General features: G+C 72.1%; 11 protein-coding genes. 3 read left to right on the forward strand and 8 right to left on the reverse strand.

What is annotated here, in order from left to right; translation table 11 throughout:
* Positions 1–33: 33 nt before the first annotated feature.
* Complete coding sequence (locus BS73_RS17790) at positions 34–1,494, reverse strand: NCS2 family permease (RefSeq protein ID WP_037573673.1); 1,461 nt, start codon at positions 1,492–1,494, stop codon at positions 34–36.
* A 216-nt stretch (positions 1,495–1,710) separates the two neighbouring features.
* Here BS73_RS17790 and BS73_RS17795 point away from each other — a divergent pair, with 216 nt between their 5' ends.
* From BS73_RS17795 to BS73_RS17805, 3 genes are all read left to right on the forward strand, one after another.
* Positions 1,711–1,971, forward strand: a complete 261-nt coding sequence (locus BS73_RS17795) for a DUF2530 domain-containing protein (RefSeq protein WP_037573676.1) — start codon at positions 1,711–1,713, stop codon at positions 1,969–1,971.
* Positions 1,972–2,288: 317 nt separating this feature from the next.
* Positions 2,289–4,802 carry an HAD-IC family P-type ATPase gene (locus BS73_RS17800; RefSeq protein ID WP_051940062.1) on the forward strand — a complete coding sequence of 838 codons (2,514 nt, stop codon included), beginning with the start codon at positions 2,289–2,291 and terminating at the stop codon, positions 4,800–4,802.
* Between the two features lie 110 nt (positions 4,803–4,912).
* Positions 4,913–6,382, forward strand: coding sequence for a DUF2079 domain-containing protein (locus BS73_RS17805; protein WP_037573679.1), 1,470 nt, complete (start codon positions 4,913–4,915; stop codon positions 6,380–6,382).
* A gap of 7 nt (positions 6,383–6,389) precedes the next feature.
* On the opposite strand, the gene BS73_RS35545 is transcribed toward BS73_RS17805, so the two are convergent.
* The 7 genes from BS73_RS35545 to groL all read right to left on the reverse strand — a co-directional run bounded on the left by BS73_RS35545 (position 6,390) and on the right by groL (position 12,870).
* A complete protein-coding gene (locus tag BS73_RS35545; RefSeq protein WP_063837011.1) occupies positions 6,390–6,782 on the reverse strand; it encodes a DUF4229 domain-containing protein in 393 nt (130 codons plus the stop codon).
* Between the two features lie 70 nt (positions 6,783–6,852).
* Positions 6,853–7,395: a GNAT family N-acetyltransferase gene (locus tag BS73_RS17815; protein ID WP_037573682.1), complete on the reverse strand. Its 543-nt coding sequence runs from the start codon at positions 7,393–7,395 to the stop codon at positions 6,853–6,855.
* Positions 7,396–7,512: 117 nt separating this feature from the next.
* On the reverse strand, positions 7,513–8,676 hold the full coding sequence (mqnE, locus tag BS73_RS17820; RefSeq protein WP_037573684.1) for an aminofutalosine synthase MqnE: 1,164 nt from the start codon (positions 8,674–8,676) through the stop codon (positions 7,513–7,515).
* A gap of 46 nt (positions 8,677–8,722) precedes the next feature.
* Positions 8,723–9,691, reverse strand: a complete 969-nt coding sequence (locus BS73_RS17825) for a threonine ammonia-lyase (protein ID WP_037573692.1) — start codon at positions 9,689–9,691, stop codon at positions 8,723–8,725.
* 6 nt (positions 9,692–9,697) lie between these two features.
* Positions 9,698–10,153 carry an Lrp/AsnC family transcriptional regulator gene (locus BS73_RS17830; protein ID WP_037573695.1) on the reverse strand — a complete coding sequence of 152 codons (456 nt, stop codon included), beginning with the start codon at positions 10,151–10,153 and terminating at the stop codon, positions 9,698–9,700.
* A 127-nt stretch (positions 10,154–10,280) separates the two neighbouring features.
* Complete coding sequence (locus BS73_RS17835; RefSeq protein WP_037573698.1) at positions 10,281–10,934, reverse strand: UbiX family flavin prenyltransferase; 654 nt, start codon at positions 10,932–10,934, stop codon at positions 10,281–10,283.
* A gap of 313 nt (positions 10,935–11,247) precedes the next feature.
* Complete coding sequence (groL, locus tag BS73_RS17840) at positions 11,248–12,870, reverse strand: chaperonin GroEL (RefSeq protein ID WP_037573701.1); 1,623 nt, start codon at positions 12,868–12,870, stop codon at positions 11,248–11,250.
* Between the last annotated feature and the right edge of the window lie 419 nt (positions 12,871–13,289).

Raw genomic sequence — 13,289 nt, forward strand, 5'->3', positions numbered from 1 at the left:
CGGGGTGGACGCGGGCGGTGGACCGAGCCGGCGTCAGCCGACGCCCAGCGCCTGCTCGATGGGGCCGAGCGCGAAGTAGACCACGAAGATCACGCTGACGATCCACATCATCCACGGGATCTCGCGGACCCGGCCGGTCGCCGCCTTCAGCACGGTGAAGGCGATGAAGCCGGCGCCGATGCCGCTGGTGATCGAGTACGTCAGCGGCATCACCAGCATGGTGAAGAAGACCGGGACGCCGATCGTGTAGTCGCTCCAGTCGATCGACCGGACGTGCGCGGAGAGGATCAGGAAGCCCACCGCGACCAGCGCGGGCGCCGCCGCCTGCTGCGGGACGACCAGGGCGATCGGCGAGAGGAAGAGCGCCAGGGCGAAGAGGACGCCGGTGAAGACGCTGGCCAGACCGGTCCGGGCGCCCTCGCCGACGCCGGTGGTCGACTCCACGAAGGCGGTCGACCCGGAGGAGGAGCTGACGCCGCCGAGCGCGGTGGCCACACCGTCGATCATCAGGACCTTGCTCATCCCCGGCAGGTCGCCGTTCTCGTCCAGCAGCCCGGCCTCCTCGGTGACGCCCATGATCGTTCCCATGGCGTCGAAGAAGGTGGAGAGGAGGATCGAGAAGACGAAGAGGATGCCGGGCAGGATCCCGACCTCCTTGAACCCGCCGAACAGGCTGAGCTTGCCCATCAGCCCGAAGTCGGGCGCGGCGACCACCTTGTGCGGCCAGGACGGGATGGTCAGGCCCCAGGAGTCGGCCGGGATGGTGGCGATGGTGTTGATGATGATCGCGACCACGGTGACCACCGCGATGCTGATCAGCACCGCGCCGGGGACCTTACGGGCCATCAGGACCAGCATCAGCAGCACGCCGAGGACGAAGCAGAGCACCGGCCAGCCGTTGAGGTGGCCGTCCGAGCCGAGCTGGACCGGGGTGGTGGTGTGCGCGGCGTCCGGCACCCGGGAGATGAACCCGCCGTCGACCATCCCGACCATCAGGATGAACAGCCCGATGCCCATCGTGATGCCCTTGCGCAGGCCGTCCGGGATCATCGCCATGACCCGCTGCCGCAGACCGGTGGCGACCAGGATCATGATGCAGATACCGGCCAGCGTGACCATCCCCATGGCCTCGGGCCAGGTGGTCTTGGGGGCGATCTGCAGGGAGACCATGCTGTTGACGCCGAGCCCGGCGGCGAGGGCGATCGGCACCCGGCCGATCACGCCCATCAGCAGGGTGGTGAAGGCGGCGGTGATGCAGGTGGCGGTGACCAGCTGACCGCTGCTCAGGTGGTGGCCGTACTTGTCGACCCCGCTGGAGAGGATGATCGGGTTCAGAACGATGATGTACGCCATCGCAAAGAACGTGACCACGCCACCGCGGAGCTCGCGGCCGACGGTGGATCCGCGCTGGGTGATCTCAAAGTACCGATCGATCCAGTGGCGTGGTGGCGCGTCCTTGGGGGACAACTCCTGGGCGGCTGCCGGCGAAGACATTGGGCTGCTTCCTCTGCAACAGGGTGGCGGGGAGAGGTGCACGGTGGTGCGAAGGGGTGGTGCGGGAACGGGCGCCGGCGCTTGCGTCGACCGGGCGACGCTGGCCGGACCGTGGGCAGCCGACCGCTTCCCGAGGAGTCAGTATGAATAGTTGTCCAGGATTGTGCTATCTGCGCGCGTAGAGATTCACCGGACCGTGCGAGATAAGCTTGCGACGTGAAGGACCGGAAGAGCAGCCTGCGCCCAGCCCCGCCGCCGATCGAGGCCAACGAGGTGGCGATCACCACCGGGGGCACGATCCTCTGGCTGGTCGCCTTCGTCGTGCTGCTGCCGTTCCACAGCGCGCTGTCCGCGCATCACGCTACCTGGTGGCTCTGGACCTGCCTCTGCGGGGCCGCGCTGGGCGCCTACGGCATCCACTACACCCGAGCCCGCCGCGCCGCGCTCGCGCGCAAGCGCGCAGCAAGCGACTCCTAGCCCGAGCGCAGCGCCGCAGGCGCAAGCAAGGGGCGCGGGGGACCGCGCGCCCAGCCCCCTACGGCGCCGCACCGGGCAACGGCATGGGGGGTCCCCCGCGCCCTTAAGGCGTGGGGAGGGTGGCAACCCGGACTCCGCCCCCGCCTGCGGCGGACTGCGCCGCCGGCCGCGCAGTTCCCCGCGCCCCTGGAATCGCCCTTCGGGCTCACGCGGGGCTCGGGGCGGCCGGCCCCGGGAAACGGTGAGAGGTCGGGCCGGGGCAGGATCCCTGGCCGACCCAGCGCGCGAGGCGCCTCCCCGCCGCATAGATTGCCCCCATGGAAGCCACGTCTGACGAACCGTCGGCTCCCACGGCGGGGCCCGAGGCCACCGGACTGTCCGCTCAGGACGTCGCCGACCGCGTCGCCCGCGGTCAGGTCAACGACGTGCCCGCACGCTCCAGCCGCTCCCTCGGCGAGATCCTCCGGGCCAACATCCTGACCCGGTTCAACGCCATCATCGGCTTCCTCTTCGTGGTCATCCTGATCGTCGGCCCGATCCAGGACGGCCTCTTCGGCTTCATCATCGTGGCCAACACGGGCATCGGCATCGTCCAGGAGCTGCGCGCCAAGCGGACCCTGGACAGCCTGGCCGTGATCGGCGAGGCCCGCCCCCGGGTCCGCCGCGACGGCCGCACCCAGGAGGTGCCCACCGGCCGGCTGGTGCTCGGCGACCTGATCGAGCTCTCCCCCGGCGACAAGGTCCCGGTGGACGGCGACACCGTCTGGGCGGACGGACTCGAGGTGGACGAGTCCCTCCTCACCGGCGAGGCCGACCCCGTGCTCAAGCGCCCCGGCGCCCCGGTGCTCTCCGGCTCCTTCGTCGTCGCCGGCGCCGGCCTCTTCACCGCGACCAGGGTCGGCCGCGAGGCGTACGCCGCGCAGCTGGCCGAGGAGGCCTCACGGTTCACCCTGGTCCGCTCCGAGCTGCGCAGCGGGATCGACGCCATCCTCCGCTACATCACCTGGGTGCTGGTGCCGGTCGGGATCGGCCTGGTGCTCAGTCAGTTCTACGTGGACCGCAGCGATCTGCCGGAGGCGATCCGGCGGATGGTGGCCGGGATCGTGCCCATGGTGCCGGAGGGCCTGGTGCTGCTGACCTCGATGGCGTTCGCCATCGGGGTGGTCCGGCTGGGCCGCCGGCAGTGCCTGGTGCAGGAGCTGCCCGCGATCGAGGGCCTGGCCCGGGTGGACACCGTCTGCCTGGACAAGACCGGCACCCTCACCGAGGGCGGGATGGACCTCTCCGAGGTCCGGCCCCTCGGCACCGGGGCAGACCTGACCGGGCCCCGGATCCGCGAGGTGCTCGGCGAGCTCGGCGTCGCCGAGCCACGGCCCAACCCCAGCCTGCGGGCGATCGCCGAGGCCTGCCCGGCCCCGGAGGGCTGGCGGGTGCTGGCCGACGCCCCCTTCTCCTCGGCCCGCAAGTGGTCGGGGGCGCGGCTCGCGGCCCCGGACGGCGCGGAGTCCACCTGGCTGCTGGGCGCCCCGGACGTGCTGCTGCCGGCCGGCCACCCGATCCTCGGCGAGGTGGACGAGCTGGGCGCGCAGGGCCTGCGGGTGCTGCTGCTCGGCCGGACGGACCGTCCGCTGGACGCGCCGGAGCCGGCGGCGGGCCTGCGCCCGGCGGCGCTGGTCGTCCTGCGGCAGCGGATGCGGCCGGACGCCGGGGACACCCTGGAGTACTTCCGCCGGCAGGAGGTCGCCGCCAAGGTGATCTCCGGGGACAACGCGGTCTCGGTCGGCGCGGTCGCCCGGGCGCTGGGCCTGCCGGGTGCGGAGAGCCCGGTGGACGCCCGGCGGCTGCCCGCCGAGCGGGCCGAGATGGCCCCGACCGTGGACGGCCACAGCGTCTTCGGCCGGGTCACCCCGCAGCAGAAGCGGGAGATGGTGGGCGCGCTCCAGTTGCGCGGCCGGCATGTGGCGATGACCGGCGACGGCGTCAACGACGTGCTGGCGCTGAAGGACGCGGACATCGGGGTGGCGATGGGCTCCGGCAGCGAGGCCACCCGGGCGGTGGCCCAGATCGTGCTGCTCGACGACCGGTTCGCGACGCTGCCCGACGTGGTCGCGGAGGGCCGCCGGGTGATCGGCAACATCACCCGGGTGGCCAACCTCTTCCTGGTCAAGACGGTGTACTCGGTGCTTCTCGCCGTGCTGGTGGCGGGCTTCCGGGTGCCGTACCCGTTCCTCCCCCGGCACTCGACGGTGCTGTCCGGGCTGACCATCGGCATCCCGGGGTTCTTCCTGGCGCTCGCGCCGAACACCGAGCGGGCCCGGCCGGGGTTCGTCCGCCGGGTGCTGCGGTTCGCCGTCCCCTGCGGTCTGATCGCGGGGGCGGCGACCTTCGCCTCCTATCTGCTGGCCCGTGCGGACCACAGGACCGGGCGGGTCGCCGACACCAGCGTGGCCACCCTGGTGCTCTTCCTGCTGGCGCTCTGGGTGCTGGTGATCATCGCGCGGCCGTACACCTGGTGGCGGGTGCTGCTGGTGGTGGGGATGGCGGTGCTGTTCGGCCTGGTCCTGGTGGTGCCGCCGGCCAAGGACTTCTTCCAGCTGGACCTGGAGGGCTGGCGGGACCCGTGGGAGGGGGTCGCCATCGCGGCGGCCGGCTGCGCGGCGATGGAGTTCGCCTGGCGCGCGGTCGCCCGCCTCGGCGAGCGCCGCGACGCCGAGCGCGCCCGGCGGGACGGCCGGCGGAGCTCCTCAGAGGACGGCTCGCGAGACGCCTCGCGGGAAACCGAACGTGAGACCGGTCACGAGGTCGAACGCGAGGGCCGCCGCGACGGCTGACGCGGCCCGGGTCCGGCGGCTACGGTGGGGCGCGAACGCCGCCCGGGAGGCCGTAGGCTGCGGATTCCCGAGCGACCCGCTCAGCAGAGCGATCCAGGATTCATGGGGGGATGGTGGGCGCGGTGGCCCGAACGCTGCCGGAGGCCGAGGGCGCCGAGGAGCGCATCGCGGGCCCGCTCCAACGCACCCGGCGGCTGCCCGCCGTGACGCCCCATCTCGCGCTCGCCGCACTGGCCTTCGCCGCGTACGCGACCCTGGAGATCGCCCGCTATCTGCGCTTCGCCCAGATGTCCTGGGACCTGGCGATATTCGTCCAGGAGGTACGCGGCTACGCCGGGCTGCACGCGCCGATCGCGGACATCAAGGGCCCCGGCTTCGACATCCTGGGCGATCACTTCAGCCCGATCGTCGCCCTCCTCGCCCCCTTCTACCGCGCCTTCCCGACCCCGGTGACGCTGCTGGTCGGCCAGTCGCTGCTGTTCGCGGTCTCGGTGGGGATCGTCTCGGCCACCGCGGCGCGCTTCCTCGGCCGCGCCCGCGGGCTCGCCCTCGGGCTGGCCTACGGGGCCTCCTGGGGGCTGCTGAACGCGGTCGACTTCGACTTCCACGAGATCTGCTTCGCCCTCCCGCTGCTCGCCCTGGTGCTGCGGGCGCTGCTGCTGGAGCGCTGGACGGCGGCAGCGCTGTGGTCGCTGCCGCTGCTGCTGGTCAAGGAGGACCTGGGGCTGACCGTGGCCGCGGTCGGCGTGCTGATCGCGGCCCGCGGCCGGGACGACGCCCGGGCCAGGACCACCGGCGCCGGGCTCGCCCTGGTCGGCGCGGGCGCGCTGCTGCTGACCGTCTACGTGCTGATCCCGCACTTCAACGCGGAGGGCAGCTACCCGTACTGGAACAAGCTGCCCGGCGGGGGGCTCTCCGGCACCGGGCCGCTGACGCTGCTGCGCCATCTGTTCTGGCCCGGGGTCAAACTCACCACCCTGGCCTGGACGGTGGGGATCACCGGCTTCCTCGCCCTGCGCTCGCCGCTGCTGCTGCTCGCCGTGCCCACCCTGCTCTGGCGGTTCGCCTCGGACAACGCCATGTACTGGGGCCGGAGCTGGCACTACAGCGCGGTGCTGATGCCGATCGTCTTCCTCGCCCTGGTGGACGGGGTGCTTCGGGCCGAGGGCTCGCGCCTCCCCGCGCTGCGCGGCTACGCGCGGGCGGCGGTGCCGCTCGCCGCCGGGATCGCGGCGGCGCTCTCCCTCACCTCGCCGCTGCACAGTCTGGTCGACCCGGCCACCTACCGCCCCGGGGCGCACGGCGAGGCGGCGAACCGGGCGGTGGCGGCGGTGCCGCGGGGGGTGACGGTGGAGAGCGACATCACGCTGCTCTCGCACCTGGCCGCGCGGGACGACGCCTACTGGGTCGGCGGCAGCACCCGCACCCCGCCGCAGTACCTGGCCCTGGACCTGTCCAGCGGCTGGTCGCCGGGGCCGCCGGACGACCTCCCCGGGTACGCCCGCCAGCTCCACCCGGGCACCCAGTGGTCGGTGGTCTTCCGCGAGGGCGGGCTGGCCGTCCTCAAGCGGACCTCCTGACGGAGCGTCAGCCGGCGGCCCGGTTGGCCTCGTCGACCTCGTCCTCGGCCGCGTTCTGGGCGGCGATCCGCTGCGCCATGGTCATCTTCCCGGGGCGGGACTCCCGCCGCTCCTTCACCCGCTGCACGCCCGTGGTGATCTGCTCGGACATCGCGTTCCGCTGCCGGTTCAGCGCCACATAGCTGATCGGCGCCGAGACCACGGCCGCGATCAGCAGCAGGAAGATGGCCCCGCTCGCCCCGGCCACCGGGATGATGTGCGCCAGCGCCAGCAGCCAGCACACCAGGAAGCAGGCCAGGAAGATCGTCACTCGCATGGACGTGTAGCGGAGGGTGGCATGCCTGGCGCTCACCGGCGCGGCGGCCTGTGCGGTCTCCGTGGCTGCGTCCTTGGTCGTCACTCGCGTCCCCTTCTCAAGGTGTGGCCCTACCAGTCAAGCACGGACGGAACACCCGATCTTGCGGGGGGCCTCAGTCCAGGGCGAGCCACATGTGAACGTCGTCGCGGTCGTCGCCGGGGGCGACGCGTATCGCGCCGGGTATCCGCCCGACCTCCTTGTAGCCGCCCCGGGCGTAGAACCGCTCCAGGCCCAGGCCGCCGCGCAGGGTCAGCTTCATCCCGGCGAGCCCCATCCGGCGGCCGACCCGCTCGACCTCGGCCAGCAGCTGGAGGCCGTAGCCGCGGCCCTGGAAGTCCGGGTGCACCATCAGCCGCTTGAGCAGCCGCCAGTGCGACATCAGCTCGAAGCGCAGATCGGTGACGAAGACCACCGCGGCCAGCCGGCCGGTGCCCGGCTCGCGGCCGATCAGCAGCCGGTCCGGGCCCTCGCCGGCCGCACCGAGCCCGGCGAACTGCCACTCGGCGGTGGGCCGCACCTCCTCCGCCGTGACGGGGGGCACGAAGCCGACCGCCCCGCCCGCGTTGGTCACGTCCGCCCAGAGGGCGGTGACCTCCGCGCGCAGGGCGGGGGTGAGCTCGGGGTCGAGGGTGAAGTCCAGGGGCTGCTGCGACATGCTGCGAGCCTAACCGCCGGCACCCGCGGGCCCTCCGGGACCTCGGTCCCCGATCGATCGGCCCCGCAGCGGTCGGCTCCGCAACGGTCAGACCGGCATCGGTCAGACCGGCAGCGGTCAGACCCGCATCGGCTGCGGGGACTCCCGGCGCGCCGGGTCCGGGCCCTCGTACTCGTTGAGGATCTCGTAGCGGGTGTTGCGCTCCACCGGGCGGAAGCCGGCGTCCCGGATGAGGTCGAGGAGGTCCTCGCGGGACATCTTGTTGGGCGTGCCGAAGCCGTCCGCGTCGTGGGTGATCTTGTACTCGACGACCGAGCCGTCCATGTCGTCCGCGCCGTGGTTGAGCATCACCTGCGCGCCGGCCAGGCCGTGCATCACCCAGAAGACCTTGACGTGCCGGATGTTGTCGAAGAGCAGCCGGGAGACCGCGAAGGTGCGGATCATCTCGGCCCCGGAGGCCATCGTGGTCCGCGCCTGCAGCTGGTTGCGGATCTTGCCGTCCTTGGAGTCCACGAAGTCGTGCTGGTAGCGCAGCGGGATGAAGACCTGGAAGCCGCCGGTCTCGTCCTGCAGCTCGCGCAGCCGCAGCACGTGGTCCACCCGGTGCCGGCGCTCCTCGATGTGGCCGTAGAGCATGGTGGCCGGGGTCTTGAGCCCCTTCTCGTGCGCCAGGCGGTGGATCCGCGACCAGTCCTCCCAGTGGGTGTCGTGGTCGACGATGTGCTGCCGGACCTCCCAGTCGAAGATCTCCGCCCCGCCGCCGGTCAGCGACTCCAGGCCGGCGTCGATCAGCTCGTCCAGGATCTCGCTCGCGCCCAGTCCGGAGATCTTCTCGAAGTGGTGGATCTCGGTGGCGGTGAAGGCCTTCAGGGCGACGCCGGGCAGCGCCTCCTTCAGCGCCCGCAGCGAGCGCGGGTAGTACCGCCAGGGCAGCGTCGGGTGGAGGCCGTTGACGATGTGGAGCTCGGTGAGCCGGTCGTTCTCCATCGCCTTGGCCAGCCGCACGGCCTCCTCGATGCGCATGGTGTACGCGTCCTTCTCGCCCGGCTTCCGCTGGAACGAGCAGTACGCGCACGAGGCCGTGCACACGTTGGTCATGTTGAGGTGCCGGTTGACGTTGAAGAAGACGGCGTCGCCGTTCTTCTCGGTCCGCACATGGTGGGCGAGTTCGCCCAGCCAGGCGAGGTCGTCGGTCTCGTAGAGGGCGATGCCGTCCTCGCGGGTCAGCCGCTCACCGGCGCGGACCTTCTCCTCCAGCTCCCTCTTGAGTCCCGCGTCCATACGACCAGCGCCTCCGCACGTCCGATTCATCAGATACCGCAAACCGCTACGAGGCTACAGCCACCAGCTCCGCCAGCAGCGCCGGGTCGATGTTGCCGCCGCTGACGACGGCCGCGAAGCGGGCGCCGGGCAGCTCGGCGGCGTGGTGGAGGTAGGCCGCGGTGGTGACCGCGCCGGAGGGCTCGGCGACCAGCCGGCCGCGCCGGGCCAGCACCCCGACCGCGTTCCGGATCTCGTCCTCCGTGACGGTGACGAAGTCGTCCACGTACTCCTTGATGTGCGGCCAGTTGAGGAGGCCGACGGCGCTGGTGCGCAGGCCGTCCGCGATGGTCCTGCGGGTCCTGGCGAACTCCCAGACCGCCCGCTCCCCGGCGCGGAAGCCCTCGGTGGCGTCCGAGGCCAGCTCCGGTTCGACGCCGATCACCCGGACCCCCGGCAGCAGCGCCTTCACCGCCGTCGCGACCCCGGAGATCAGGCCGCCGCCGCTCACCGGCACCAGCACCGCGTCCAGCTCCTTGCCACGGGCGTCCTCGGCGAGCTCGAGCCCGGCCGTGCCCTGCCCCGCGATGATGTACGGATCGTCGTACGGCGGGACCCAGACGTAGCCGTGACGCTCCATCAGGTCGCGCGGGGTGGTGTCGCGCTCCTCCAGCGGCACCAGCACCACCTCGGCGCCGAAGGAGCGGGTGTTCTCCACCTTCACGGCGGGCGAGTCGTCCGGCATGACGATGACCGCCTTGATGCCGAGCTCGCGCGCCGCGTACGCGACCGCCTGGGCGTGGTTGCCGCTGGACTGCGCGACCACACCGCGGGCGCGCTCCTCCTCGGTGAGAGCGGAGAGCCGGTTGTACGCCCCCCGGATCTTGAACGCGCCGGTGGGCTGGAGGGTCTCCGGCTTGAGGAAGAGGCGGCGCTCGCCGTCGTCCGCCCACGGGCAGGTCATCAGCGGGGTGCGGACCGCCACCGGCGCGATCCGCTCGGCGGCGGCGCGCAGCTCGTCCAGGCCTATCAGCACGGGCGGTCAGTCCTCCTCGGGAAGTTCGTTGACGCGGTTCTCCCACTTGGTGGAGAGCACCACGGTGGTCCTGGTCCGGGAGACGCCCTTGGTCAGCGACAGGCTCCGCACCACCGCTTCCAGCCCGTCCACGTCGGCCACCCGGGCCTTGAGCATGTACGAGTCCTCGCCGGCGATGAACCAGCAGTCCTCGATCTCGCGGAGATCGCTCAGCCGGACCGCGACCTCCTCGTGGTCGGCGGCGTCCGAGAGCTGCAGTCCGATCAGCGCGGTGACGCCGAAGCCGAGCGAGGCCGGGTCGACCTCGGCCCGGTAGCCGGTGATCACCCCGGCCTGCTCCAGGCGGTTGATCCGATCGGTGACGCTCGGCCCGGACAGCCCGACCAGCCGGCCCAGCTCCGCGTAGGAGGCCCGGCCGTTCTCCCGGAGAGCCTGGATGAGCTGCCTGTCCACCGCGTCCATGTACCTGTGCGCCTTCCGATCGTCGGGCAATCCGGCCGAAGATATCCGGAATCGAAGACTCCCAGCAGAAACGTGCCCTGGTATCGAGGAAAGATACCGCGAGCGGCGGCCCCACGAGTGACCGGGGTCACTCCGCCCGGGCTACCCGGGCCTCGCCGAGCTCCCCGCTCCAGCGCCGGTAGAGGCCGTGCGGGACGCCGGCCGCGTCCAGCACCCGGCCGGCCACGAAGTCCACCAGCTCCTGTGCGGTCGAGCCGCCGGCGTAGAAGCCGGGCGAGGCGGGCAGCACGACGGCGCCCTCGTCGTGGAGCGCGACGAGCTGCCGCAGGGTCACCCCGCTGAGCGGGGTCTCGCGGAGGCAGACCACCAGGCGGCGGCGCTCCTTGAGGGTGACGCTGGCCGCGCGCTGGAGCAGGTCCTTCGACAGGCCGAGGGCGATGCCGGCGACGGCGGCGGTGCTGGCCGGGACCACGATCATGCCCTTGGCCGGGTACGAGCCGGAGGACGGGCCGGCGGCGAGGTCGCCCGCCGGGTGGTAGCGGACGGCGTCGTCCAGCGCGTCCTCCTTCCGGCCCAGCCAGGCGGCGAGGTCCTCGCGCCAGTGGGCGTCGCGGAAGGGGCGTCCCGTCTCGTCGATGAGGGTGAGCCGGGCGGCGCGGCTGACGACGAGGTCGACGCTCTCGCCGGCGTCCAGCAGCCCGTTGATCGTCGCCGCGGCGTAGGGCGTCCCGGACGCGCCGGACACCCCGACGACCCAGGGTTCTCGCTGCTCTTCTCCCACCCACCCACCCTATGCGCTCCCACGCGGGGGGCTACCGCCCCGGCCCCGGCGCCGCAGGCGCAGCTAGGGGCGCGGGGAACTGCGCGGCCGACCCGCAACGGCCCCGCACCCGGCAGCGGAGTCCGGGCTGCAACCCGGTAGCCGCTCCCGGCTGCAGCGCCGTAGACGCCCGGGCGCGCAGTTCCCCGCGCCCCCGACGCGGCCCTTCGGGCCTACTGCCGAGGCGGCCCGGGAAAGGCCGAAGGCGGCCCCCCGCCCAGGGGGACCGCCTTCGGACTGGTGGAACCGTCCGGTCCTTCGCGGAAGCGAGGGATCAGAAGTCCATGTCACCGCCCGGCATCCCGCCGCCGGCCGGCGCAGCGGCCTTCTCCGGCTTGTCGGCGATGACGGCCTCGGTGGTGAGGAACAGCGCGGCGATCGAAGCCGCGTTCTGCAGCGCGGAGCGGGTCACCTTGGCGGGGTCGATGACGCCCTGCTTGACCAGGTCCTCGTAGTCGCCCGTGGCGGCGTTGAGGCCGTGGCCGGCCGGCAGGTTGCGCACCTTCTCCACCACGACGCCGCCCTCGAGGCCGGCGTTGGTGGCGATCTGCTTGATCGGCGCCTCGAGGGCGACCTTCACGATGTTCGCGCCGGTCGCCTCGTCGCCGTCCAGCTCCAGCTTCTCGAAGGCGGAGCCGGCCTGCAGCAGGGCCACGCCGCCACCGGCGACGATGCCCTCCTCGACGGCGGCCTTCGCGTTGCGGACGGCGTCCTCGATGCGGTGCTTGCGCTCCTTGAGCTCGACCTCGGTCGCCGCACCGGCCTTGATGACCGCCACGCCGCCGGCCAGCTTGGCCAGGCGCTCCTGCAGCTTCTCGCGGTCGTAGTCGGAGTCGCTGTTCTCGATCTCGGCGCGGATCTGGTTCACCCGGCCCGCGACCTGCTCGCTGTCACCGGCACCGTCGACGATGGTGGTCTCGTCCTTGGTGATGACGACCTTGCGGGCGCGGCCGAGCAGCTCGATGCCCGCGTTCTCCAGCTTGAGGCCGACCTCCTCGGAGATGACCTGGCCACCGGTGAGGATGGCGATGTCGCCGAGCATGGCCTTGCGGCGGTCGCCGAAGCCCGGGGCCTTGACGGCGACGGACTTGAAGGTGCCGCGGATCTTGTTGACCACCAGGGTGGACAGGGCCTCGCCCTCGACGTCCTCGGCGATGATCAGCAGCGGCTTGCCGGACTGCATGACCTTCTCGAGGAGCGGCAGCAGGTCCTTGATCGCGGAGATCTTGGAGTTGGCGATGAGGATGTAGGGGTCCTCGAGCGAGGCCTCCATCCGCTCCATGTCGGTGGCGAAGTAGGCCGAGATGTAGCCCTTGTCGAAGCGCATGCCCTCGGTGAGCTCGAGCTCGAGCCCGAAGGTCTGCGACTCCTCGACGGTGATGACGCCTTCCTTGCCGACCTTGTCCATCGCCTCGGCGATGAGCTCGCCGATCTGGGTGTCGGCGGCGGAGATCGAGGCGGTGGAGGCGATCTGCTCCTTGGTCTCGACGTCCTTGGCCTGCTCCAGCAGGGCGGCGGAGACGGCCTCGACGGCCTTCTCGATGCCGCGCTTGAGGGCCATCGGGTTGGCGCCGGCGGCGACGTTGCGCAGACCCTCGCGGACGAGAGCCTGGGCGAGGACGGTGGCGGTGGTGGTGCCGTCACCCGCGACGTCGTCGGTCTTCTTGGCGACCTCCTTGACGAGCTCCGCGCCGATCTTCTCGTAGGGGTCCTCGAGCTCGATCTCCTTGGCGATGGAGACACCGTCGTTGGTGATCGTGGGGGCGCCCCACTTCTTCTCAAGGACGACGTTGCGGCCCTTGGGGCCCAGCGTCACCTTGACAGCGTCGGCGAGCTGGTTCATCCCGCGCTCGAGGCCGCGCCGCGCTTCCTCGTCAAACGCGATGGTCTTGGCCATGTGAAGTGGTCCCTCCGGGACTGTCGGATGCTGCTGGACCGCGCTGGCGCCCGCGACGGACGGCCGAACGGACCGAGGCGTCCCTTGCCCGCCTCGACCGCGGCCTCACCTTCCCGGCCCTTTGTCACTCTCACTGCGTGAGTGCTAACGCCAATGATTAGCACTCGCCCCCACTGAGTGCAAGCGTCTACGAAGAAGTTGAGCCCCGGGGGCTCAGGGCACCCCGTCGGCGACCCCCCCCCCGGCCGAGCGCCGGTCCACCCCGGCCGAGCGCCGCCCGAGCGCCGGACGACCGCGCGCCCCCGAGCATGTCCGAGGCCCGCCGCCTCCGGGTGGGAGACGGCGGGCCTCGGAAAGACCACATAGAGCTGCACCAGGCCCCGCGACGCGGGGATCGGCTGAGCAGCGGGTCCTGCTAA

Origin of the sequence: Phaeacidiphilus oryzae TH49 (assembly GCF_000744815.1) — a bacterium.
In the GTDB taxonomy this organism is placed as follows: Bacteria; Actinomycetota; Actinomycetes; order Streptomycetales; family Streptomycetaceae; genus Phaeacidiphilus; species Phaeacidiphilus oryzae.